Origin of the sequence: Actinoplanes couchii, from assembly GCF_016862075.1 — a bacterium.
Classification (GTDB): Bacteria; Actinomycetota; Actinomycetes; order Mycobacteriales; family Micromonosporaceae; genus Actinoplanes; species Actinoplanes couchii.
Window position 1 is genome coordinate 154,214 of sequence record NZ_BOMG01000056.1, and the last position, 23,963, is coordinate 178,176.

The 23,963-nt window shown below is 69.2% G+C and carries 20 protein-coding genes and 1 riboswitch; of the genes, 10 read left to right on the forward strand and 10 right to left on the reverse strand.

What is annotated here, in order from left to right; all coding sequences use genetic code 11:
• Positions 1 to 31: 31 nt before the first annotated feature.
• The 4 genes from Aco03nite_RS23140 to Aco03nite_RS23155 all read left to right on the forward strand — a co-directional run bounded on the left by Aco03nite_RS23140 (position 32) and on the right by Aco03nite_RS23155 (position 4,724).
• A complete protein-coding gene (locus Aco03nite_RS23140; protein WP_203797727.1) occupies positions 32 to 1,258 on the forward strand; it encodes a saccharopine dehydrogenase family protein in 1,227 nt (408 codons plus the stop codon).
• A gap of 77 nt (positions 1,259 to 1,335) precedes the next feature.
• A complete protein-coding gene (locus tag Aco03nite_RS23145; RefSeq protein ID WP_203797729.1) occupies positions 1,336 to 1,944 on the forward strand; it encodes a GNAT family N-acetyltransferase in 609 nt (202 codons plus the stop codon).
• Positions 1,945 to 1,995: 51 nt separating this feature from the next.
• Positions 1,996 to 3,078, forward strand: a complete 1,083-nt coding sequence (locus tag Aco03nite_RS23150) for a DNA glycosylase AlkZ-like family protein (protein WP_203797731.1) — start codon at positions 1,996 to 1,998, stop codon at positions 3,076 to 3,078.
• Positions 3,079 to 3,110: 32 nt separating this feature from the next.
• Positions 3,111 to 4,724 carry a rhamnogalacturonan lyase B N-terminal domain-containing protein gene (locus Aco03nite_RS23155; RefSeq protein ID WP_203797733.1) on the forward strand — a complete coding sequence of 538 codons (1,614 nt, stop codon included), beginning with the start codon at positions 3,111 to 3,113 and terminating at the stop codon, positions 4,722 to 4,724.
• A 42-nt stretch (positions 4,725 to 4,766) separates the two neighbouring features.
• Here Aco03nite_RS23155 and Aco03nite_RS23160 read toward each other — a convergent pair whose 3' ends face one another.
• Positions 4,767 to 4,982 carry a DUF397 domain-containing protein gene (locus Aco03nite_RS23160; RefSeq protein WP_203797735.1) on the reverse strand — a complete coding sequence of 72 codons (216 nt, stop codon included), beginning with the start codon at positions 4,980 to 4,982 and terminating at the stop codon, positions 4,767 to 4,769.
• 108 nt (positions 4,983 to 5,090) lie between these two features.
• Positions 5,091 to 7,100: a YncE family protein gene (locus tag Aco03nite_RS23165; protein ID WP_203797737.1), complete on the reverse strand. Its 2,010-nt coding sequence runs from the start codon at positions 7,098 to 7,100 to the stop codon at positions 5,091 to 5,093.
• 158 nt (positions 7,101 to 7,258) lie between these two features.
• Here Aco03nite_RS23165 and Aco03nite_RS23170 point away from each other — a divergent pair, with 158 nt between their 5' ends.
• Positions 7,259 to 8,731: an MFS transporter gene (locus tag Aco03nite_RS23170; RefSeq protein WP_203797739.1), complete on the forward strand. Its 1,473-nt coding sequence runs from the start codon at positions 7,259 to 7,261 to the stop codon at positions 8,729 to 8,731.
• On the opposite strand, the gene Aco03nite_RS23175 is transcribed toward Aco03nite_RS23170, so the two are convergent.
• The 4 genes from Aco03nite_RS23175 to Aco03nite_RS23190 form a co-directional block, all read right to left on the reverse strand.
• Positions 8,728 to 9,366, reverse strand: a complete 639-nt coding sequence (locus Aco03nite_RS23175; protein ID WP_239145359.1) for a LuxR C-terminal-related transcriptional regulator — start codon at positions 9,364 to 9,366, stop codon at positions 8,728 to 8,730. The two genes, Aco03nite_RS23170 and Aco03nite_RS23175, sit on opposite strands and share 4 nt — an antisense overlap.
• 34 nt (positions 9,367 to 9,400) lie before the next feature.
• Positions 9,401 to 10,288 (reverse strand): NAD-dependent epimerase/dehydratase family protein, encoded by an 888-nt coding sequence (locus tag Aco03nite_RS23180; protein WP_239145360.1) that lies wholly within the window; start codon positions 10,286 to 10,288, stop codon positions 9,401 to 9,403.
• Between the two features lie 115 nt (positions 10,289 to 10,403).
• A complete protein-coding gene (locus Aco03nite_RS23185; protein ID WP_203797743.1) occupies positions 10,404 to 11,972 on the reverse strand; it encodes a methyl-accepting chemotaxis protein in 1,569 nt (522 codons plus the stop codon).
• Positions 11,973 to 12,028: 56 nt separating this feature from the next.
• Positions 12,029 to 13,036 (reverse strand): LacI family DNA-binding transcriptional regulator, encoded by a 1,008-nt coding sequence (locus Aco03nite_RS23190; protein ID WP_239145361.1) that lies wholly within the window; start codon positions 13,034 to 13,036, stop codon positions 12,029 to 12,031.
• 32 nt (positions 13,037 to 13,068) lie between these two features.
• Here Aco03nite_RS23190 and Aco03nite_RS23195 point away from each other — a divergent pair, with 32 nt between their 5' ends.
• From Aco03nite_RS23195 to Aco03nite_RS23210, 4 genes are all read left to right on the forward strand, one after another.
• The gene (locus tag Aco03nite_RS23195) at positions 13,069 to 13,953 is read left to right on the forward strand and encodes a hypothetical protein (protein WP_203797745.1); all 885 of its coding nucleotides are present in this window, start codon (positions 13,069 to 13,071) and stop codon (positions 13,951 to 13,953) included.
• A 149-nt stretch (positions 13,954 to 14,102) separates the two neighbouring features.
• Complete coding sequence (ahcY, locus tag Aco03nite_RS23200) at positions 14,103 to 15,563, forward strand: adenosylhomocysteinase (protein WP_203797747.1); 1,461 nt, start codon at positions 14,103 to 14,105, stop codon at positions 15,561 to 15,563.
• A gap of 112 nt (positions 15,564 to 15,675) precedes the next feature.
• Positions 15,676 to 16,182: a DUF4142 domain-containing protein gene (locus Aco03nite_RS23205; RefSeq protein WP_203797749.1), complete on the forward strand. Its 507-nt coding sequence runs from the start codon at positions 15,676 to 15,678 to the stop codon at positions 16,180 to 16,182.
• 5 nt (positions 16,183 to 16,187) lie between these two features.
• The gene (locus tag Aco03nite_RS23210) at positions 16,188 to 17,834 is read left to right on the forward strand and encodes a Na+/H+ antiporter (RefSeq protein ID WP_203797751.1); all 1,647 of its coding nucleotides are present in this window, start codon (positions 16,188 to 16,190) and stop codon (positions 17,832 to 17,834) included.
• A 6-nt stretch (positions 17,835 to 17,840) separates the two neighbouring features.
• Here Aco03nite_RS23210 and Aco03nite_RS23215 read toward each other — a convergent pair whose 3' ends face one another.
• Genes Aco03nite_RS23215 through Aco03nite_RS23225 form a run of 3 tightly spaced genes read right to left on the reverse strand, consistent with a single transcriptional unit; the run spans position 17,841 to position 20,910 of the window.
• On the reverse strand, positions 17,841 to 19,400 hold the full coding sequence (locus Aco03nite_RS23215; protein WP_203797753.1) for an ABC transporter permease: 1,560 nt from the start codon (positions 19,398 to 19,400) through the stop codon (positions 17,841 to 17,843).
• On the reverse strand, positions 19,397 to 20,293 hold the full coding sequence (locus Aco03nite_RS23220; protein ID WP_203797755.1) for an ABC transporter ATP-binding protein: 897 nt from the start codon (positions 20,291 to 20,293) through the stop codon (positions 19,397 to 19,399). The genes Aco03nite_RS23215 and Aco03nite_RS23220 overlap by 4 nt, the downstream gene beginning before the upstream one ends.
• Entirely contained in the window at positions 20,263 to 20,910 is a 648-nt protein-coding gene (locus Aco03nite_RS23225; RefSeq protein WP_203797756.1) for a TetR/AcrR family transcriptional regulator, read from the reverse strand. The genes Aco03nite_RS23220 and Aco03nite_RS23225 overlap by 31 nt, the downstream gene beginning before the upstream one ends.
• Before the next feature lie 93 nt (positions 20,911 to 21,003).
• Here Aco03nite_RS23225 and Aco03nite_RS23230 point away from each other — a divergent pair, with 93 nt between their 5' ends.
• The gene (locus Aco03nite_RS23230; protein WP_203797757.1) at positions 21,004 to 21,828 is read left to right on the forward strand and encodes a hypothetical protein; all 825 of its coding nucleotides are present in this window, start codon (positions 21,004 to 21,006) and stop codon (positions 21,826 to 21,828) included.
• A gap of 73 nt (positions 21,829 to 21,901) precedes the next feature.
• Here the strand turns inward: Aco03nite_RS23230 and Aco03nite_RS23235 are convergent, their stop codons facing one another.
• Positions 21,902 to 23,329, reverse strand: a complete 1,428-nt coding sequence (locus Aco03nite_RS23235) for a glycine hydroxymethyltransferase (RefSeq protein WP_203797758.1) — start codon at positions 23,327 to 23,329, stop codon at positions 21,902 to 21,904.
• Positions 23,330 to 23,349: 20 nt separating this feature from the next.
• A riboswitch (ZMP/ZTP riboswitch) is annotated at positions 23,350 to 23,441 on the reverse strand.
• Positions 23,442 to 23,963: the final 522 nt, after the last annotated feature.

Below are 23,963 nucleotides of genomic sequence, written 5' to 3' on the forward strand. Positions count from 1 at the left end.
ACCCTCCACGGAGGGTGCACAATCGGCAGCCATGAGCGATCAACAGCGCGAGTTCGACGTGATCGTCTACGGCGCTTCGGGTTTCGTCGGCGCGCTGGTCGCGAGGCATCTCGCGGCGAATGCCCCGCAGGGCGCCCGGATCGCGATCGCCGGCCGGTCCGCGGAGCGACTGGAACGACTCGGCCTGGACCTGCCCATCGTGGTCGCCGACGCGCACGACGTCCCGGCGCTGACCACGATGGCCGGCCGCACCCGCGTGGTGCTGACCACTGTCGGTCCGTACGCGAAGTTCGGCAAACCGCTGGCCCGCGCGTGTGCCGAGACGGGTACCGACTACGTGGACCTGACCGGCGAGGTGTTGTTCGCCCGGGACAGCATCGACGAGAACCACGAGATCGCCAGGCGTACCGGCGCGCGGATCGTGCACTCCTGCGGCTTCGACTCGATCCCCTCCGACATCGGTGTGCACGTCCTGCACGAGCTGGTGCGTGCCGACGGCGCCGGTGAGCTGACCGACACCACCCTGGTCGTGACCAGCATGCGCGGTGGCATCAGCGGCGGCACCATCGACTCGATGCGGCACCAGATCGACGTGATGAAGAACGACCGGGGGCTACGACGGATCGCGGCGAGCCCGTACTCGCTGAGCCCGGACCGGGAGTCCGAACCCGACCTCGGGCGCCAGCCGGACATGCTCACCCTGGCCGGTTCCGAAGTGGACCCGAGTCTGCGCGGGCACCTCGCGCCGTTCGTGATGGCGTCGTACAACACCCGTGTGGTGCGTCGGAGCAACGCGCTGCGCGGATGGGCGTACGGCCGCGATTTCCGGTATCGCGAGGTGCTGAGCGTCGGCACCTCCCCCGCCGCGCCGGTGATCGCCCGGGTGACCAAGGCGGTGCTCAGCGGCCTGGTGCTCGGCTTCGCGGTGCCGCCGGTCCGGTTCGTGCTGGACCGGCTGCTGCCCGCGCCCGGCACCGGCCCGGACGAGAGGACCCGGCGCAACGGTCACTTCACTGTGGACATCTTCGGTGTCACCACGACGGGGGCGCGCTATCGCGCGAGGGTCAAAGCCCAGGGCGATCCCGGGTACGCCGCCACCACGGTCATGCTCAGCGAGTCCGCCCTGGCTCTGGCGCTGGACCGCGACCTCCTGCCGGATTCCGGGGGCGGCGTCCTGACCCCGGCGACGGCGATCGGCGACGCCCTGGTCACCCGCCTGCGCGCGGCCGGCCTGGAGGTGACCGCGCGCAAGGCATAACGGGGTCCAAGAGCGGTATCAGTGATCTGACCGATCGCCACTAGCACTAAGAGTGCATATTCCGGCACGATTCAGTAGTGACCGTCAGCCCTCTCCCCTACCCGTTGCGGTTGACGGGGGATGGCGTCGTCCTGCGGGAGTGGCGCTGGGAGGATCTCGACGACCTGGTCGCGCTGCTGGACGAGCCGGACATCGCCCGCTGGACGCTGCGGCCGTCGCCGTTCGACGTGGAGGCGGGGCTGGCCTATCTGCGGCGGGCCCTGCAGGGCCGGGTGAACGGCAGCCGGATCCAGCTCGCGATCACCGCCGACGGTGGCAAACCACTCGGTGAGGTGCTGTTGTTCGATGTGCGGGCCGACGCGCACGAGGCGGAACTGGGCTATCTGGTCGGCCTGCCCTTTCGCCGCCGCGGGCTCGCGTCGGCCGCATTGTCGCTGCTCACGACGTTCTCGGTGGACTCGTTGCGGTTGCGCCGGCTGCTGCTGCGGATCGACCGGGGCAATTCGGCGAGTACGTCGGTGGCGCGCCGCTGCGGTTACCGGCCGGCCGCCGATCCGGTGATCGTCCAGCAGGCCGGACCGTACGGGCCGGTGCACCTGGACACCTGGGAGTTCGTCGAGGGCCGGCCCGGTCCGCACGACGATCGCCGGAAAAATGTCGCAGCCCGCCGGTACGGTCGGCGGTGACCGAGAGAGCGGTGACCTGGAGAGCGGTGACCGGCTGATCGCGAGGTGCACATGATCGAGGTGAATCGTGAGCGGGTGATGGCCTTCCGCATGGCCGCGCAGGGCCTGTCCGAGCGACGTGACACCCGCCCCGCCGACCTTCCCCTGCTCGACCTGGGGCTGCAGGAGTATGCGCCGGATTCCACCCGCGTCGCGCTGGCCGCCCGCACCACCGCCGACCTGGCCGACGACCGGCTGATCACCGTCTGGGCCGCTCGCGGTGCCCCGCATCTGCACCGCCGCGGCGATCTTCCCGACCTGGTCGCGCAGCTGTGGCCGACCGGTGACGAGGACGCCGCGGCCCGGTTGAAGAGCGGCCAGATCCCGGCCGCCCCGGCCCTGGGGACACGGGCGTTCACGGCGACCGCGGAGGCATTCCGGTCCGTGGTGACCGGGCCGATTCCGAAAGGCGCGGCCAGCACCGCGGTCAGCAGCCGAGTTCCGGTGGAGTTGACGTATGACTGCGCGGCCTGCGGCGCCCGCCATGTCGCCGGCAACGTCTGGCAACAGGCCGGCCTGGCCGGTGGGGTCGAGGTGCTGGCCCGGGGGCGGGAGTCGTCGCTCGGCCCGATTCCGGACCCGCCGCCGATCCCGGCCGGTAACGCGGGGATCGACCGGCTGATCGCGACCTATCTGCGATTTCTCGGCCCGGCGGGCCCGGCCGAGGTGGCGAAGTACCTGGGGACCACGGCCTCGGTGATCAAGAAAGTCTGGCCGGGGGATCTCGTCGAGGTGCGTGTGGACGGCCGCCGCGCGTGGCTCCCCGGGGACGCGGCGGATCTCCTGGTCGCCGCGCCGGAACCGCGCGGGGTGCGCCTGCTCCCGGCGATGGATCCGCTGCTCCAGGCTCGTGACCGGGATCTGCTGGTGCCGCAGAAGGCGTACCAGAAGATGGTCTGGAAGATCCTCGGCAACCCGGGTGTGGTGCTGCTGGACGGCGAGATCGCCGGGATCTGGCGGGCCGCGCTGAAGAAGAAGCAGGTCGATCTGACGGTCACCCCGTTCACCACGCTGCCGACCGCACGCCTCCAGGAGGAGGCGGCCGAGGTCGCACGGGCCCGGCAGGCAACCTTTTCGGTGGTGCAGACCACCTAGGGGTGTCCGTAACAGCTCTCCTAGGTGGTCACATGTCACGCAAAAGCCGTAAAGCCCTGGCAGCCGGCCTCGCCTCGACGGCGGTCCTGGCCGGGGCCGGTCTGCTGGGGATCGGCCAGCCCTGGGCGAACGCCGCCGCGAACATCAGCTTCGACACCGGCACCGGCCTGGCGTTCACGATCAACGGCGACAACGGCAACATGACGTCGCTGAAGCACAACGGCACCGAGATGACCGCGCCCGGTTTCGCCGCCGGCCAGTTCGAGTCCGGCTTCTCGTCGGCGACGGTGACCAGCAAGACCTTCAACAACGGCAGTTCGATCCTGGTGAGCGTGGCGAGCGCGTCGACCGGGGTGACGCAGTACTACTTCGCCCGGAAGAACGACAACACGGTCTACCTGGCGACCAATGTCAGCAAGGCGCTGAACCCGGGTGAGGCCCGGTTCATCGCCCGGCTCAAGCCGTCGCTGCTGACCACGTCACCGGCCGCAGCGAAGACCGGCGGGTTCACCACCACGGTCGAGGGCTCGGACGTCTTCGCCAACTCGGCGGGGCGTACCGCGTCGAAGTTCTACAGCTCACAGCGGCTGATCACGCAGCAGCCGTTCGGTGCGAGCGGCACCGGGCACGGCGCGTTCATCCTCCCGGCGTACACCGACATGACCTCGGGCGGCCCGTTCTTCCGGGACATCGAGGTCAACGACACCGGCGCCGCCGTCAACATCACGCACTACATGTTCAGCGGCCACCAGCAGACCGAGGCGCTGCGGCTGGGCCTGCACGGGCCGTACGCCCTCTCGCTCACCGACGGTTCCGCTCCGACCGCCCGCAGCATGGACTTCCTGGCCCAGTTCATCCCCGGGATGCTGTCGAACGCGCAGCGCGGCGGGGTCAGCGGCACCGCCTCCGGCACCTGGAACGGGCTCAAGGCGACCGTCGCGCTGGCCGGCCCGAACGGGCAGTACTGGGGCCAGGTCAAGAGCGGTCAGTTCGTGATCGGCCACGTCAAGCCGGGCACGTACACCGCGACGCTGTACACCGGTGAGCTGGCGGTCGGCGCCACCAGATCGATCACTGTGACCGCCGGTTCGACGGGCACCCTGGCGATGACCGGAAGTGTTCCCGCCGCCGGTACGCTCTTCCAGCTCGGCACGTTCGACGGCACCCCGGCCGGCTTCCTGAACGCCGACCGGATCGAGACGATGCACCCGTCGGACTCCCGGATGTCGGCGTGGAAAGCGGCCGGCTACAGCGTCGCGGACGGCGCCGCGAAGTTCCCGATGGCCGCGTTCAAATCGGTCAACTCCCCCGCGGCCCTGAACTTCGCCCTGTCCTCGGTCCCGGCGAACGGCGTCAAGCTGCGCATCGCCACCACCTCGACCTTCGCCGGCGGCCGCCCCGCCGTCGCGATCGGCGGTTACACGTCACCGGCGTCGGCGTCGCCCACCCCGGTGAACCTGAACTCCCGCAACGTCACCCGAGGCACGTGGCGCGGCATCAACACCACCTACACGTATTCGATCCCGGCGAGCGCGTTGAAGACCGGCACCAACACCTTGTCCATCTCCGTGGTGAGCGGCAGCAGCGGCGAGACCTTCCTCAGCCCCAACTTCATCTTCGACGCCCTGGCCCTCGACCCCGCCTGACCCGCCTCGGTGGAACCCGGGTGGCGAAGCGAAAGGTGTGGATCAGAGGTCGAACTCGCCGTCGCCGACGCCTCCGGTGAAGGCTTCCCATTCGGCCCGGGTGAAGAAGAGGACCGTGCCCGGGTCGCTGGAGTTTCGCATCGCGGCGCCGCCGTCGGCGAGCCGGCAGATCTCCACGTGTTCCATGCCGGATCCGTCGGCCCGCAGCCATTGTGCGGTCGCTGGATCGAATGTGTCCGCATAGGACTTCTCTGCCATTCTGGCCACCCCCTGCCACCAAGGTAGACGGCCTCCCCCGTGCTGGGGGAGGCCGCGAACAGGCGACGGGCAACTGCCATCCTGCAGGTCGTCAGCCCTGTACAACCGTCATTTCGTATAGGTGAAGTAGCTCCACGAGCCGGCCGTGTCGGTGTTGCGACTGTCGCCCGACTTGCCGGGCACGTACTCGGCCCGTACCCGGAACTTCTTGCCGACCTTGGCTCCGGTGACGAACGTGAAGGACGCCTTTCCGGCGCTGCTGAGTTTGGTGTACCGGGCCGACCACAGCTTCCATTCCCCGCCCGACCACACCTGGATCGTGGTGCGGACCTTCCGGCCGGGATTCGCCGTCATGGTCTGGGTGATCAGCGGGTTCTTCGACTTCCGGAAGTACCGATAGGTGGTCTTGCCGATCTTCGCGGTCTTGTGGTGCCGGCTGAGTTTGGTGCTCGCCGCGACCTTCGTCGGCAGCGTGGAGGTGAACGTGACCGGGGTGGACCAGGTGTCTCCGGCGAAGCGGGCGGAGACCACCGTGGTGCGGGTCAGCCGCAGCTTCGCGCTGATCCGACCCTTGCCGTCGACGGCGCCCTTCTTCAGCAGGCGGGCCGGCTGATCGCTGCCGTAGGGGTCGGCCCAGAGTTCGACGATCCGGTTCTGGTACGTCGGACCGAGAGTCGCCACGACGTCAATGGTCGTCCCGTAGGCGTACTCCGTGAAGTCGTACTCCTCCGGCAGTTCGAGTTGGGTCTCGTTCCGGGGCACATGCACCGTGTATTCGCCGGTGGCCGCCATCCACCGCCCGTATCTGGCGAAGTCGAACCGGTACCTGACGTCCCCACCGACCGGCGGGATGTCGGTGACGGAGATTTGACCGCGGCTGTCGGTCTTCCAGATCCCCAGCGACCTGCCCTTGGGGGATGCCGTGTCGAACCGGGTGACGGTGATGTCCGAGCCGGTGGGGACGTAGCCTTCGTTCGCGGCGAAGAAGGGGTTGATCGTGACGGGCTCCCCGCGCCGGGCGGTGTCCCCCGATCCTCCGCTGTAGTTGACGCGCACGACCCGGTCCGGGATCTCGCTGTCCGGGTCGTTCAGGGTGAAGAACCGGAACCGGGAGGGGGTGCCGCCCAGCCGCATCTCCTCACCGGCCACCGCGAAGATGTGGGTACCACCGGGCTGCCAGGCGAGACCCCGGGCGGCGAGCGCCCAGTCGCCCAGTTCGAAGAGCTGTTCGTACCCCGCCCACCCGGCGCCCGCCCGGGCCGGGTAGATCCACACCCGGTCGCCCACGCCGATCGTGTACCGGCCGTCGGCGGCGGTGTCCACGGCGTTGTAATCGGCGGAGGAGGAGTCCAGGAGGGGCACGGCCGTGTCACCGGGAACGGCGAGCCGCACCGGGTAGCGCCCGGCGGTGAGGAACTGTGTCCCGTCAGCGGTCATCGCCCCGTCTTCGCCGCTGACGAAGTTCGACCCGCGGGCCTTCAGCTCCGGCACTCCGGAGGAGACGTCGAAGACCGCCAGCGGGGTGTTGTTCAGGAGGCCCGTCACTCCCAGCAGCCCGGGATTCGCCGGGTTGGCATAGATGTCCGGCAACCTGTCGAGGTGGATGCCGTCCGCCGATTCGTCGCGTTCGGTGATCACGTCGGTCGCCGGGTCGAGGGCGGCCAGGTTGCCGTTGGCCGAGTCGTGGGTCGCGTCGGCGAAACTGAACCAGATCTTGTCGCCGACCGGCGCGACCGAGGTCGGCCAGCGGTCCGCGCCGACCGGGTGCCGGTCGGCGACGGTGACCGGCCCGGTGGCGATGGAGACGATCTCGTGTTCGCCGTACAGCGCGGCGTAGACCCGGCTGGAGTCGGCGGAGATCGCCAGCCTCCGGACCCCGGCCAGACCGCTGATCCGGCCGACCTGCTTGCCCCGGTAGTCGGTCGCCACGACCGCTCCGGCTTTCGGATCGCTGATGAAGACCCGCTTGCGCACCGGGTCGACGACGATGTCCCCGAACGACCCGATGGAGAGATCGGTGAAGGTGTCGGCGGATGCCGGGCCGGCGGCGGTGCCGACCACCGCAGCGGTCGCTCCGATCAGGACCGACGCCGCGAAAACGGATCGCAGGATGCGCATGCGCAAGATCGTAAATGCGGATCGACCGCAGCGGATCCTCCGAATGGACGGCACCGTAACGACGTGTCCGATCGGACGATGACCTTGAATGCTGAGGGATGACTGGGAGATTGCTGGGGTAAGCCCGTGAGCGACATCACGGCAAGGGAGGTGCGTCCATGGCGCATGATCTCGATTCCACGGGGACCATCCGCAGTCTGATTCCCGCCCGCATCGACCGGCTGAGCTGGTCTCCGTTCCACACCCGGATCGTCATGGCCCTGGGCACCGCGTGGGTCCTGGACGGCCTGGAGATCACCGTGGCCAGTTCGCTCGGCCCGGTTCTGTCCGAACAGGAGACCCTCGCCCTCAGCAGTGCCCAGGTTGGCCTGATCGCGACGGTCTACCTGCTCGGCCAGGTCTTCGGGGCGCTGTTCTTCGGTCGGCTCTCGGACGCGCTCGGCCGGCGCAACCTGTTCATCGTCACGCTGGCCGTCTACCTGACCGGTAACGCGCTCACCGCCCTGACCTGGGGCAACGGTGTGGCAGCACTGGTCTTCCTGTATCTCACCCGGTTCATCGCCGGAGCCGGTATCGGTGGCGAATACGCCGCGATCAACTCCGCGATCGACGAGATGATGCCGGCGAAATATCGCGGCCGGGTCGACATCGGGGTCAACGGCACCTACTGGGGCGGTGCCATCATCGGCACCCTGGGCACGTACATCCTGCTCAACAACGTGGAACTGGACTGGGCGTGGCGGATCGGCTTCCTGCTCGGCCCGATCATCGGCCTGGCGATCTGGGGTCTGCGCCGGCACCTGCCGGAGAGTCCGCGCTGGCTGGTCATGCACGGCCGGGAGGACGAGGCCGAGGAGAACATCGCCCGGATCGAACGGGCCGTCGAGGCGTCCGGGCAGACCCTCGCGCCGCTGGACGAGTCGAAGGCGATCGACATCCGGCCGACGAAGGCGCACGGTTACCTGTCGCTGCTGCGGGTGCTGTTCCGGGTGTACCCGGCCCGGTCGACGCTCGGCGCCACCCTGATGATCACGCAGTCGTTCCTCTACAACGCGATCTTCTTCACCTACACGCTGGTGCTGACCACGTTCTACGGCGTGGACGAGAAGGCGGCGCCGCTCTACATGGTGGCGTTCGCGGCCGGGAACCTGATCGGGCCGCTGACCATCGGGCGGCTCTTCGACACCATCGGGCGCCGCAAGATGATCTCAGGAACGTACCTGATCAGCGGTGTTCTGCTGGCGATCACCGCGGTCCTCTTCAACGCGGGCGCGCTGAACGCGATCACCCAGACGATCGCGTGGAGCGTCATCTTCTTCTTCGCGTCGGCGGGCGCCAGTTCGGCGTACCTGACGGTCAGTGAGATCTTCCCGCTGGAGATCCGCGCCCAGGCGATCGCGGTGTTCTTCGCGATCGCCCAGTGCTTCGGCGCGATCGGCCCGGTCTTCTACGGCGCCCTCATCGGCGAGGGCGAGGATCCGGGCCGGCTGTTCCTGGGTTTCCTGATCGGTGCGGGTGTGATGGCGATCGGTGGTCTCGTCGAGGCCTTCATCGGCATCGACGCCGAGGGAAAGTCCCTGGAGGACGTCGCCACGCCACTGTCCGCGGTCTCCGCGTCGCAGCGCGACTAGACGATGCCGGCACTTCCGGCCAGGGCGGCTGCTTCGGTACGACTGGAGACGTGCAGTTTCCGGAGCAGCGCCGCGGTCAGCCGTTTGACGGTCCGGTCCGACACGTGCAGCAGTCCGGCTATGTCGCTCGTCGACGAGCCGGTGGCGATCAGCCGCAGCAGCCGGCGATCGTGCTCGTCGAGGTGGGCGGTCGCCGGGCTGCCGGCCTGCGGCCCGGCCCGCTCCACCAGCGAGGAGAGCAGCGCGACCGGCACGACCGCCCAGCCCTCCAGGGCGGCGAGCAGGGGCGCGGTCGCGTCCTCACCGCGGGGCAGCACCGCGGAGGCGCCGGCCCGCAGCGCCTCGATCGTGGTGTTCGGGTCGTCGCCGCCGATGGCGAGGATCCGGGCGTGCGGGGCGGCCGCGCGGGCCGCGGAGACGGCCGGCAGACCGGTGGGCGCCTCCAGGTCGACCAGGACCACATCGGGCGAGTTCAACTCCGCGCCGCCATCCGCCCCGGTCACGGTGACCCGGCCGCCCGTCGCTTCGGGCAGAGACTGTTGCAGGCCACGCACGAGTGAGGCGTGGCCCGAGACGACGACGATGCTGATCCCGTTCCGCATGAGGGCCCGAATGCCCCGCTGACGGCGGATCATGCCTCGAGTTTGCGGATGTGGCGAAAACCCTGCCTCAGCGGGGGTTGGCGGCCACAAAACCGGCGATGTACTCGTCCAGCCGGTTCTGCGGGCTCCAGCCGAGGCTGCTCGCCTTGGTGATGTCGGCCTGGCCGCGGACCCGCTCGCCCCGGCGCTCCGGGATCAGCGTGAACCCGGTGCCGAACATGCCCGCCACCTCGGCCATCGGCCACTCCGAGCCGGTGCCGAGCAGGTAGCCGTCGCCGGTGCCGCTGCGGGCGACCAGGACCAGGCCACGGACGATGTCGTCGATGTGGGTGAAGTCCCGCGTCTGGGTGCCCGGGGAGACCACGGTCAGCGGCTCGCCGTTCAGGTACTGCCGCTCGAAGATGCCGATCACGGTGGCGTACTTGCCCTGGCTGATCTGGCCCGGCCCGTACACGTTGTAGAAGTAGGTGATCGCGTAGTCCAGCCCGAACCAGTTCGAGTAGTTCTTGATGTACTCGATGTTCTTGGCCTTGGTCCACGCGTACGGATTGAGGTTCTCGTCCTCACCGTCGTTGCCGAACTTGGAGCTGGACCCGGCGTAGATCAGTTTCGCCCCGTGGCCGGCCGTGAACTTGACGACCTCCTTGGTGCCCAGGAGGTTGAAGTCCCAGGTCAGGTCGTGGTCCTCGAACGACTGCGGAATCCGCGAGTACTCACCCAGGTGGAAGACCATCTCGGGCGCCGGGAAGCCCCGGTCGGCCCAGATCTTGGCGATGTCGGCGGTCGAGCCGTCGACGTAGCTGACCCGCGGATCGTTGACGTGGTTCTCCGGGGTGCCGGTGAAGTAGTTGTCCAGCGAGATCACGGTGGCGTCGGGGAAGTCGTTCAGCAGCGACCTGATCAAGGAGCTACCGACAAATCCGGCACCACCGGTGACCAACAGTGTTCGGCTCAACGTACGTCCCATCTCTGGCAGTCCTGCAGCGCCGCCCAGGCTACCTGTGCGGTACACCCGAAAACCAACCGCTCGTACGGGTACCCCGTGGCGACACTCTGTGGTCGCCACCGGCTCACAGCCTGAAGCGGTCCACGATCCGGCGCAGGTCGGTGGACATCCCGGCCAGGTCGGTGGCGGCCCGATCGGTCTCGGCCACTCCGGCGGTGGTCTGCCGCACCGACGCGGCGACCGCGTTGATGGTGTCCGCGACCCGGGTGCCGGCCTCGGCGGCCTCACTGACGTTGCGGCTCATCTCGTTCGTGGTGACCGTCTGCTCCTCGACCGCGGACGCGATCGTGGTCTGGAAGTCGTTGATCCGCCCGATGATCTCGCTGATCTCACTGATCGCCGCGACCGCCCCGGCCGTGTCGGACTGGATCGTCTCGACCCGCCGGGAGATGTCCTCGGTGGCTTTGGCGGTCTCCTGGGCCAGGTCCTTGACCTCGCTGGCCACCACGGCGAAGCCCTTGCCCAGCTCACCGGCGCGGGCCGCCTCGATGGTGGCGTTCAGGGCGAGCAGGTTGGTCTGTTCGGCGATCGAGGTGATCGTCTTGATGACGTCACCGATCTCGGCCGACGACTCGTTCAGCTTGGCCATCACGGTGCTGGTGCCGGCGGTGACGTCGACCGCCCGGGACGCGACGTAGGCCGCCTGGGTGGCGCTCTCGCTGATCTCCCGGATCGACGCGCCCATCTCCTCGGCGCCGGCCGCCACCGTCTGAATGTTCGACGACATGATCGCGGCCGAGTCGGCCACCGTCGCCGCCTGCCGGGCGCCCTGGTCCGCGCCGGACGCGCTGTTCCGGCTGGTCCGGGCGAGGGTCTCGGACTCGTCGGCCAGCTGCCGCGAGTTGCGGTCCAGGTCGGTGACGGTCTCCCGGAGCGTGCCGATGGCCCGGCTCAGGGACGCGGCCATCTGCCCGACCTCGTCGTGCTGGCCCACCGACGGGTCGCCGGAGAGGTCACCCGCGGCCACCTGGTCCAAGACCCCGCCGACCCGGCGCAACGGCCGCACGATCAGCCGGGACACGACGACGGCGCCGGTGATCGCCAGCAGCAGGGACAGCGCCAGCACCACAGCGACCGTGACGGTGGTGCGGGTGACCTTCGCGTCGAACTCCCGCCCGTGCAGGAGCGCGGCGTCGGCGTACTCGATCTCCGCACCGATCAGGCCCTCGTACGTCTTGCGCAGTTCCCGGTTCTGGTTCAGGGCCAGGTCGATCGACGCCTGGGGTTTGGTCCGGTAGAGCGCGAACTCCGACTGCAGCGCGTCGAACCAGGCGTCGGTGGCGTCCTGGATGGCGTCGATGCGGGCCGCCGACTCGCCGGAGTCGGCGAGGTTCCGGGCGGCGGCGAGCGACGCGTCGACCTTCGTCTTGCGGCCGAGCGCCTCCTGGCTGAACTTGGCGTCCCCCTCGAGCAGGAAGCCGCGCTCGTCGTTGGCCGCCGCCTTGGCATTGAGCGCGGCGCTGTTCAGGTTGGTGCCGTACGGCAGCACCTGGGCGATCTCGGTGTTCCGCACGGTCTGCAGCTGCTGGATGCCGACCACGCCGATCGCACCGGTCAGCACCGTCCCGGCGACGGCCACCCCGGCGACCATCAGCACTTTGGTGGAGACCTTGCGGTTCCGGAGCCAGCTCATCAGCAACCTTCCCTAACTGTTCGGTACCGTTCCATCGGTTCCGGACAGTCGGGAAGTTAGTCACCAACGGGACAATCTGCCATGTTGAAGGGTGTGACCACCCGCACCGTGGACGGCCTCGATCGGATCGGGCCGGTCAGCACCCCGCGCGCCCGCAGGATCGCCCGGCACGCGTGCCGTACGTCCGCCCGCAGATCCTGATGCAGCAGAGCGGCGATCCGGTGCTCCCGCAGCAGCGCCGCGTTCTCCCGGTCCAGCCCGTGCGCGACGAAGACGTCGTAGTTGCGGTGCAGCGCGGCGAAGGCGGCCGGCACCTCGGCGCTCCCGCCCCGCCCGGCCGCGTAGACGGCCCGGATCGAGGGATGACCGGCGAGGATCGTGTGCAGCGAACCGGAGCGCGGTGAACCCGAGGGCAGCGAGGCGGAGACCACCCGGCGGGCCTGCACCACCGAGCGGAAACCGGCCTCCCGCTCCCCGTTGCCGTTGATCACCAGCACGTCGCCGGCCCGGTTCGCCAGGAACCGCTCGACCAGGTACGCCGCGGTCGCCCCGCAGTCGAAGCCGTTCACGCCGACGTGCGCGATCCGGTTACCGGCCGGCAGGTCGTGGTTGAGGGTGACCACCGGGGCCGCCAGCCGGGCCATCGCCCCGGACACCTCGGGAGTGGGCGGGGCCAGCACGATCAGCCCCTGGGTAGGGGTCCGGCCGACCTCGTCCAGGGCCCGCGCCGCGTCGTCGGTCAGGTGCGGGCGGGCGTGGACGGCCATCGGCGCGAACTCCGCGATCTCGGCCTCCAGCGCGTCCCGGACCGCGGCGCCGAACCCGGGTGACGTCTGCAACACCACGTCGATCACGATCGGGCGGGCCGGTGCCGACGCTGGTTCCGGCCGCTCCAGTTCGGCGATGGCCTGCCGTACCGCGCGGGCGGTGCCCTCCCGCACTCCGCCGCGGCGATGCAGCACGCGGTCCACGGTCGCCGCACTGACCCCGGCCCGTTCAGCGATCTCCCGGATCCGGTACGGCTGCCTCACGTCGTACAGAATGATGGTTTTCCGAGGTCTCATGGAAGGTTCTTGATATTTTGTCGCCCCATCGCGTGATCTCCCGATTCGAGGAGCACGGCGTCGACGTGTACGACGCCGAGTTGACCCTCGTGCACACGTTTCCGCTGGCGCGGACCCCGCAGACGCACGCGTACAGCGTGGCGCGGGCCCGGGACCGGATGGCCTGGGCCGGCGAGGAGTCGGTGACCTGCGTCGACACCGCCGGCGCCGAGGTGTGGCGCTTCGAGCTGGGCCCGGGTGACGGCGCCGGGGACGCCCGCACCGACGTGGCCTTCGCCGACGACGACGGGCACGTCTGGCTGTACTCCCCGGACGTCAACGGCGGCCGCGGTGGCGAGGACCACTGGATCGTGCTGGACGGGGCCACCGGCGCCGAGGTCGCCCGGCACGCGCTGCCCACCGCCGGCCACGGCGGTTCGCATCTCTGCCTGGGTGACGGGCGGATGCTGCTGGAGGTCGGCGAGGGTCAGGACGGCACCTTCTGCTTCGCGGCCGGGCCGGGCACCGAGCTGACCCGGATCGACGTCTGGGTGAACCGGGTGCCGGTCGACGTCTCACCGGATCAGCGGCAGATCATGACCGTGGACCACGAGCAGGACGACGTCGCGTTCCACGATGTGACCTATTTCGCCGAGACGGCGCGGATCCCGCTGTCCGCGTTCGGCGACTGGGAGTTCGGCACGGCCGCGGTCGAGTGGACAGGTGGCTTCCTCACTGCTGAGACCGCGATCGTGGTGGTCAGCGGCGAGCACGAGGAGACCGAGGAGACGTGGTGGAAGCACTTCACGGTCGACACCCGGGCCGGGTCGGTTACCGGCGAAATGCCTATTTCCACCATTGATGAGTACGATCTGACACCGCTTGGTGACGGTACGTACGTGATTACGGACACCGACGGAACAGTGAGACGGATGTGATCTTGCCAGGCACGGGCTAAAGTTGACCGGTCCGCCGAGAGGCGCTGCAACGGACCCTGCTGTCTTTGATTGGGCACAGACGTCCGCCACGCTCGGCCGGGCTCACGATGACTCAAGGGCGCCTCCTGTGAGGGAGGAGCCCTCTTTTCATGAGCGACAAACTTCGATCCGTCAACGGTGTCGACTTCGCGGTCGCCGACCTCTCGCTCGCCGAGGCCGGCCGCCACCAGCTCCGTCTCGCCGAGCACGAGATGCCCGGCCTGATGTCGCTGCGCAAGGAGTTCGGCGAGAGCAAGCCGCTGCGTGGCGCGCGGATCGCCGGCTCGCTGCACATGACCGTGCAGACCGCCGTCCTGATCGAGACCCTGATCGAGCTGGGCGCCGAGGTCCGCTGGGTGTCCTGCAACATCTTCTCCACCCAGGACGAGGCGGCCGCCGCGGTCGTCGTCGGCCCCACCGGCACCGTCGACGCCCCCACCGGTGTCCCGGTCTTCGCCTGGAAGGGCGAGACGCTGGAGGAGTACTGGTGGGCCACCATGCGGCTGTTCGAGTTCAGTGACGGCCAGGGCCCGAACATGATCCTCGACGACGGCGGTGACGCCACCCTGCTCGTGCACAAGGGTGTCGAGTTCGAGGCGGCCGGCGCGGTCCCGCAGACCACCGAGGCCGACAGCCACGAGTACTCGATCATCCTGGACACCCTGCGGGCCAGCCTGACGACCAGCAAGGACCGGTTCACCAAGATCGCGGCCGAGATCAAGGGCGTGACCGAGGAGACCACCACCGGTGTGGCCCGGCTCTACAAGCTGGCCAAGGAGGGCACGCTGCTCTTCCCGGCGATCAACGTCAACGACGCGGTCACCAAGAGCAAGTTCGACAACAAGTACGGCATCCGCCACTCGCTGGTCGACGGCCTGAACCGGGCGACCGACGTGATGCTCGGCGGCAAGCTGGCCGTGGTCTGCGGTTACGGCGACGTCGGCAAGGGCTCCGCGGAGACGCTGCGTGGCCAGGGCGCCCGTGTCGTCGTCACCGAGGTCGACCCGATCTGCGCGCTGCAGGCCGCGATGGACGGCATGCAGGTCGTCCGGATCGAGGACGTCGTCGCCGAGGCGGACATCTTCATCACCACCACCGGCGGCACCGACATCATCACCGCCGAGCATCTGGCGTCGATGAAGCACAACGCGATCGTCGGCAACGTCGGCCACTTCGACGACGAGATCGACATGGCCGGCCTGGCCAAGGTCGCCGGCATCGAGAAGGTCGAGATCAAGCCGCAGGTCCACGAGTGGCGCTTCCCGGACGGCCACTCGGTGATCGTGCTCTCCGAGGGCCGCCTGATGAACCTGGGCAACGCCACCGGGCACCCCAGCTTCGTGATGTCGAACTCCTTCACCAACCAGGTGATGGCGCAGATCGAGCTGTGGACCAAGCCGGGTGAGTACGACAAGCAGGTCTACGTCCTGCCGAAGCACCTGGACGAGAAGGTGGCCCGCCTGCACCTCGACGCCCTGGGTGTCCGCCTGACCACCCTCACCAAGAAGCAGGCCGAGTACCTGGGTGTGGACGTCGAGGGCCCGTACAAGCCCGAGCACTACCGCTACTGATCCTCGGCGACACCGCGCCCGGCCGTCACCCGACGGCCGGGCGCGGCGCGTAAAAGGTCCGAGTTGCCCCACTTATGCTGCGATTATGTCTTTGCGTCACACGATTTTTACGTTGGGTTTCGCACTCCTGTCGATGATTCCGGCAACACCCGTGTCGGCGGCCCGTCCGGCCAGTCCGGAAGCGGAGTTCCTGATCGCCGCGCACCAGGGCAACCTGGCCCAGATCAAGGCCGGCAAGCTCGCCGCCCGCAAGGCGGAGAACCCGGCGGTACGCAAGCTCGGCAAGCGGTTCGCGAGCTACCACAAGAAGCTGGATTCCCAGGTCCGAGCCGTTTCCGAGGACCTGGACGTAAACCTGCCGGACCAGCCGAACTCGGAGCAGTTGCAGCTCGCCGAGCAGTACCGGGCGGCCTCGCCGACCGAGTTCGACAGCCTCTTCGTGAACACCCAGATCACCAACTACGAGCGGGCCGCGAAGCTCGCCGGGATCGTGCTCAAGACCACCGATGATCCGGCCGTTGCGCGGATCGTCAGGGCAGCGACCCCGGTGATCGAGCAGAATCGCGAGGATCTGACCACAACCCGCGACCAACTAGGCTTGGAGCAGCCGCAAGAATGATCGGTATGAGCTACGAGGAGATCCTGTTATTCGCCCTGGGCGCGGTGGGTGTGCTCATTATCGTCCACTGGGTCACGGAGAAAACCGGCCTCCCCGCCGCGGTGCTGCTGACAGTCGTGGGCATCGCCTACTCGTACCTGCCGGGCCACAACATCGTGCTGGACGAGCACATCATCCTGTACTTCATCCTGCCGCCCCTGCTGTACAACGCGGCGCTGGATTCCTCGCTGCTCGACATCAGACGCAACATGCGCACGGTGATCAGTCTCTCCGTGGTGCTGGTCCTGATCACCGCCCTGCTGATCGGTGTCGGCTTCTCGTACTGGGTGGCCGGCGCCACCCTCGCCGCCGGTGTCGCCCTGGGCGCGGCGGTCGCCCCGCCGGACCCGGTGGCCGCCCTGGCCGTCGGCCGTAAGGCCGGTCTGCCCGGCAAGCTGATCACCCTGATCCAGGGCGAGGGCCTGCTCAACGACGCGACCGCACTGACCCTGCTGACCGTGGCGATCGCCGCGCAGCAGGACGGCAACTTCTCGATGCCGTCGGCGATCGGCCAGTTCGTCATCTCGGCCGCCGGTGGTGTGCTGATCGGTGTCGCGGTCGCCTACATCGTGCGGTTCCTGCGCCCGCTGCGGTCCGACCCGCTCAGCGCCAACGCCCTGTCGATCATCACCCCGCTCGCCGCCTTCCTGGTCGCCGAGCACTGGCACCTCTCCGGTGTCCTCGCGGTCGTCGTCGCCGGTCTGATGATCGGGCACGACACCCCGCGGTACACCACCGGCGCGAGCCGCCTGCAGACCAGCGCCGTCTGGCGGCTGATCGACTTCCTGCTAGAGGGTGTCGTCTTCCTGCTGATCGGCCAGCAGGTCAAGTCGATCCTGGGCGCCCTCAACGACTACTCATGGAGCACGATCGCCGTCGCCCTGTCGATCACGCTGGGCGCGGTGCTGCTGATCCGCCCGCTCTGGCTGGTCGTCACCCAGCTCCTGCCCCGCCAGCTGCACCTGCGCCTGGGCGGGCAGCAGGACGACGACATGGACTGTCCGGAGGGCGTGAAGAAGGAGGAGCCGATCAACGGCCGGGAGGTGACCGCCCTGAGCTGGGCCGGCACCCGCGGCGTGATCACGCTCGCCGCCATCTTCGCGCTGCCGCACGACTTCCCGAACCGGGAGCTGCTGGTCTTCTGCGCGATGATCGTCGTGCTGGTCACCCTGGTCGGCCAGGGCCTCACCTTCGCGCCGCTGGTCCGCTGGCTGGGCCTGCGCGCCGACCAGAAGGACAAGGCCCGGCTGCGCAACGAGGCCCGGTCGGCAGCCGTGCAGGCCGCCCTCAACCGGCTCGACGACATCCAGGAGGAGCAGCACGACAACGTCGAGGACGAGGCGATCGAGCAGATGCGCAAGCAGCTCCAGGTCCGCCTGGACCGGTACCGGCGCCGGCTCGACCTGCTCGAGCAGGTCGAGTCCCAGGAGGTCCCGCAGTCCCCGCAGTACGAGGCCGCGCTGATGGTCCGCCAGGCCGTCATCGACGCCGAGCGCGAGGAGCTGCTGCGCTGGCGGGACGCCGGCCGGCTCAGCGACGACAACCTGCGCGTCCTGAACCGGGAGCTGGACCACGAGGAACTGGTCCTGCCCAAGCGCCCCGGCAGCCACTGACGAGTTCTACACCGGGACGTCCCGGCGGCGCAGGGCGAACAGTCCGGCGCCGCCGAGGACGGCCGCGATCAGCGTCAGGCTCAACATCGGCGCCACCGTCAGCCCGTGCGACACGTGGGTGAACGGGGACAGGTCCAGCACCCACTGGTCGACCCGCAGCAACGGCCCGACCAGCATGATCAGCAATGCTGTGGCGGTCACCGCCCAGGCCGCCGCCGACAGTTTCGGCACCGCCCCGATCAGCAGCACCGTCACCCCGGCCAGCACCCAGACCGCCGGCACCTGGGCCATCGTGGTCTCCAGCACCTGGCCCAGGTCGCCGAACGTCAGCCCGGCGAGCAGTCCCTCGGCGAACAGCGCGACAGCCGGCCCGATCAGGGCGAACACCAGGTGGCCGAAGCCCCACGCCCAGCGGCTGACATCGGTGCCGAGCAGCGCCTCCGCGTGCCCGTTCTGCTCCTCGTCCCGGATCCGCAGCGCGGCCTGCACCGCGTAACAGGCGATGATCAGCCCGCTCAGCTGCGCGGCGGTGGTGAAGTAGGCCCCGGAGATCGCCTCGGTCCCGCCGATCCGGGTGAACATCTCCGACACCCCCGGCGAGTCCTCGGCCAGCTGGACCACGCTGCTGCCGACCCCACCGAAGATCAGGCCGAGCGCGGCGAACCCGGCGGTCCAGCCGAACAGCAGCCCCCGGTGCAGCCGCCAGGCCAGCCCGAGCGGGGAACCGAGCGCCGCCGAGGCGGTGGCCGGCCCGAGACGCCCGGCCAGCAGGCCCCCACCGATGTCCCGGCGGGTCAGCAGGAACGCCCCACCACCCACGGCGGCCGCGGCCACCACGACCGTCAGCGCCAGCGGCCACCAGTCGTCGGCCCCGAACGGGAAGACCCGCTGCACCCAGCCCAGCGGCGACAACCAGGACAACCAGTCCAGCCGGCCGTCACCCATCGCCGAGATGTCCCCGCCCAACCGCAGGACATACGACACCCCCAAGACCAGGACTGCGATCGTACGGCCACCGCGGGCACTGTCACTGATCTGCGCCGCGACCGCACCGACCCCGGCGAAGACCCAGCCACTGCCGGCGAAGACCGCCCCCAGCGCCACCGCACCGGCCGCCGGCAGCCCCTGCCCGATCAGGGTGACCGCCACGATCACCCCCATCACGGTGCACCCCAGCACGGTCGCCAGCACCGCGGCGGCCAACGGCGCGAACCGTCCGGTCACCCCGGCCCGGATCAGCTCGGTGCGCCCGGCCTCCTCGTCGGCACGGGTGTGCCGCAGCACCGTCAGCAACGCCGCCAGCGCGATCATGACCGGCACGAACCCGCCCCGCCAGACCACCAGCTCACCGACGCTGTCGCCGTGCAGCGGCCCGTACAGCGCGACGAATCCGGTGTTGGCGGCACTGACCCGGGCGTACGCGATCCGCTCCGGTGCCGTGGTGAAAAGGGTGTCGAAGCCCTGCAGGTAGACCAGCGGCAGGATGCCGATCCCGAACACCCAGAGCGGCATGACCCCCCGGTCCCGCCGCAGCACCAGCCGGAGCAGTTGTCCCGTGCCGGTCATCGCACCGGCTCCCCGGTGTAGTGCCGCAGGAACAGCTCCTCCAGCGACGGCGGCTGGCTGACCAGGCTGCGCACCCCGGCCGCGACGAGCGACTTCAGCGCCGGTTCCAGGGCGTCGGCGTCCACGTCGAAGGACACCCGGCCGTCAGCGGTGGTCAGGTCGTGCACCCCGGCGATCCCGGCCAGCCCGTTCACCGGCCCGGTCAGCTCGGCCCGGATCGTGGTCCGGGTCAGGTGCCGCAGGTCGTCCAGGGTGCCGGTCTCCACGGTCCGCCCGGCCCGGATGATGGTCAGCCGGTCACAGAGCGCCTCGACCTCGGACAGGATGTGGCTGGACAGCAGGACCGTCCGGTCACCGCGCCGCTTCTCCTCCAGGATCGTCTCCCGGAAGACCTCCTCCATCAGCGGGTCCAGCCCGGAGGTCGGCTCGTCCAGGATCAGCAGCTCCACGTCGGAGGCCAGCGCCGCGATGAGCGCCACCTTCTGCCGGTTGCCCTTCGAGTAGGCCCGGCCCTTCTTACGCGGATCGAGTTCGAACCGCTCGATCAGCCGCTTCCGCCGGGCGGTGTCCAGACCGCCACGCAGCCGCCCGAGCAGGTCGATCACCTCACCACCGGTGAGGTTGGGCCAGAACGTCACATCCCCCGGCACGTACGCCAACCGACGGTGCAGCGCCGTCGCGTCCGCCCACGGATCGCCGTCTAGCAGCCGGGCCGAGCCGCCGTCGGCGCGCATCAGCCCCAGCAGCACCCGGATGGTGGTGGTCTTGCCGGCCCCGTTCGGCCCGAGGAAGCCGTGCACCTCGCCGGTCCGGACCGTCAGGTCCAGCCCGTCCAGGGCGGTGACCGCCCCGAACCGTTTGATCAGTCCTTCGGCATCGATGGCATCTGCCATGTCCCCTTCTCTCCGGTCAGTGGTACCACCAACCGATCGAGCTCCTTGTACGCCCGGTCGGCCTGATCTGGCGTGAGCAGCGGCTGCGAGAAGATCTCCAGAGACGCCCGGATCATGCGCAGGTAGCCGTGCGGCTCCATGGCGTTCTCGCCGAGCACGGCGGAGAGCTGGTCACGCATCAGGAACATGCCCATCTTCATCGCGGCGAGGACGGCGGCGAACGCCTGCGGATCCTCGGTCGACAGGCCGGAGGCGACCACCCAGCGCTCGCCGTGCGACACCGCCTGCCCGAACATCGCCGAGCCCCGGGTCGACCCGTCCATCAGGGACCGCACCAGGTATTGCTGGAAGACCAGCGTCTCCGGAGACAGCGCGCCGATCGCCTGGGTCTCGGTGAACCGCATCTGCATCTGCGCGATCTGGCCCATCGCCCACTCGTCACAGGCGTCGCGGAGCCCCTCCTTCGACCCGAAGTGGTGCCGCAGCAGCCCCGAGGAGACCCCGGCGGCCTGGGCGATGTCCCGGATCGTGGCGCCGGCGATGCCCCGCTCGGTGAAGAGGGCGATCGCGGCGTCCCGGATCCGGGCCCGCGCGGTCAGGTCACTCTCGCTACTCACGTGTGTAGCGTACTACACGCACGTATAGCTAACCATCGGTCTCTATGTGCGACTGACGGCGAACCCCTTGTCCGGGTGCGCCATGATCCACGGATGACATCGATCAGCGAGCGTCTCACCGACCTCGCCCACCGTCTGGCACAGCTGCTCGACCCCGCCGACGAGAAACAACTCGCCGGCCTGCTCACCGCCGCGGGCTGGACCGCCGAGCCCAACGGACGCCACCGGCTGTTCCGCTCCGGGGACCTGGTCGCCTACACCCGCCCCGCCGAGGTCGTCGTCCACATCAAGGACTACGGGGTACCGAACCCCACCGCCGCCGACCTGATCTACCAGGAGTCCGAGGCGTTCGCCGCGAGCATCGCGGGGGAACTCGGCCTCCCATCGGCCGGAGCACTCGACGTCGACCCGCTGGACGGCTGGCACCACGACCCGTACCTGTTCCGGGCCGGGCACTGGACGGTCGCGATCGCCGACGTCCAGCAGGACACCGACCTGCCCCTGGTCGTCAGCGCCCACTTCGCCTGGGGCGCCGACCTCACCGGCCGGCTCACCGCCCTGGCCCCGCCACCCGCCAACCGCGCAGCGCCGCGGCAACCCGACCCGGCGCTGCCCGCGGACTACCAGTGGCTCCTCGACGTCTACGGCACCAAACCCATCGGCGGCATCCTCACCCTGCTCACCCCGGACCGGTTCACCACACCACCGGCGTCCCGGCGGCTCCCCGTCACGCCGGCTCACCTGCTCACCATGGCCACCACCGCGGACGGTGGATCGCTGGCCTGGGTGACCGAGTCGACGCGGCCCTGGGCGGAGGGCCCGCAGCCGGACAGCTGGGTGGTCGTGCTCGCCGGGGGTGGATCGGAGCAGAAGTACCCGTACGGGCTGCTGCGGTTTCTGGTCCTTGAACTGCTCTGAGAAACCCCGGAAAACACGAACCCGCCGTGAGCCATCCGGCCCCGGCGGGTTCGTTTCGGTATCGCGAAGGCTCTTAACCCAGGTCGACCGTGGGGTAGAGCGGGAACGGGGCGAGCAGCTCGGTGGCCTGCTTGCTGATCCGGTCGGACAGGGCCGGGTCCAGGTTGAACTTGGCCTTCGAGCCCTCGGCCGGAGTGGTCGCGGTGAGGACCGTGTGGATCAGGTCGGCGATCTGGTCCATCTCGGCGACGCCCAGGCCACGGCTGGTCAGCGCCGGGGTGCCGACACGGATGCCGGAGGTGTACCAGGCGCCGTTCGGGTCGTTCGGGATCGCGTTGCGGTTCGTCACGATGCCGCTGTCCAGCAGCGCCTGCTCGGCCTGGCGGCCGGTGATGCCGAACGGGTGCACGTCGAGCAGCACCAGGTGGTTGTCGGTGCCGCCGGAGACCAGCTGCACACCCCGCTTGAGCAGCCCCTCGGCCAGCGCCTGGCTGTTGGTGACGATCTGCTGGGCGTAGGTGGCGAACTCCGGCCGGCGGGCCTCGGCGAACGCGATCGCCTTGGCGGCCATCACGTGCGGCAGCGGGCCACCGAGGACCATCGGGCAACCGCGGTCCACCTGCGGCGCCAGCTCCGGCTGGCAGAGCACGGCGCCACCACGCGGGCCGCGCAGGCTCTTGTGGGTGGTGGTGGTGACGATGTGCGCGTGCGGGATCGGGTTGTAGTCCCCGGTGAACACGCCACCGGCGACCAGCCCGGCGAAGTGCGCCATGTCGACCATGAACGTGGCGCCGACCTCGTCCGCGATCTCGCGCATCTTCGCGAAGTTCACCTTGCGCGGGTACGCCGAGTAGCCACCGACGATGACCGCGGGCTTGAACTCCTTCGCCGACTCGAGCAGCGCCTTGTAGTCGATCTGGCCGGTGGCCTGGTCGACGCCGTAGGAGCGCTGGTCGAACATCTTGCCGGAGATGTTCGGGCGGAAGCCGTGGGTGAGGTGACCGCCGGCGTCCAGGGACATGCCGAGCAGCCGCTGGTTGCCGAACGCCTGCCGCAGCTCGGCCCACTCGGCGTCGGTCAGGTCGTTGATCTGCCGCTTCTCGAACTTCTTCAGGAACGGCACCTCGACACGGTCGGCCAGGATCGCCCAGTAGGCGACCAGGTTCGCGTCGATGCCGGAGTGCGGCTGAACATACGCGTACGGCGCACCGAAGAGCTGTTTGGCGTGCTCGGCGGCGATGGACTCGACGGTGTCGACGTTCTGGCAGCCGGCGTAGAAACGACGGCCGACAGTGCCCTCCGCGTACTTGTCGGAAAGCCAGTTGCCCATCGCGAGGAGCACGGCCGGGGAGGCGTAGTTCTCACTCGCGATCAGCTTCAGCGACTCGCGCTGATCGGTCAGTTCCTTCGCGATCGCGTCAGCGATCCGCGGGTCGACCGTCCGGACCACCTCGAGCGCGGAACGGAAAGCGGTGGACTCGGCGTTCAACTCTGCAGACATGGGACCTCCCTATCACGTAGCGAAGAGGCCCAGGCGCACGGCATGTCGTCGTCTCGACGGAGCCGCTCCCCGATGGTCAGCCCATCCGAACGCGCCAGTCACGGCCCGGACCCAGCATACCGAGCCGACCCCCGCTGCACACACCGTCGCGCTCACCACAATCTCGACGCGTCGTTATCCGCTCGTTATCCGCCGTCGAGAACCAGGCCGCACCCCGGCGCATCAGATCTGTCGCCGGCACTTCCGCACGCCGGCCCGGGCCGCTGTAGTCGAATCCTGTGCCGCCACGGGGGCGTGCACCGCATTCCACTGCAGCGGCCGATCAAAATCTTCTGCAGCGGCCGATCAAAATCTTCAAAGACATTCTTCGGATACGCCAGCACCTCCCACAGAAGCACCGGCATGTCCCCGGCTTCGCCGCTGGCGGCCCTCACTCCCCAGGCCCCGCACACAAAAAAGCCCCGAAACCACACAGCCCGGAACCGCACAGCCCCGAACCGCACAGCCCGGACCCGCTCGCCCCGGGAATGCTTGTCCGGGAATGCCCGGTCCTGAGAAATGCTCGGCTCAGGAAACTCCCGCCAAAAAGTCCTGAAATTGAGTCGCTCCGGAAATGCAGAAAGGCCCACCCGAG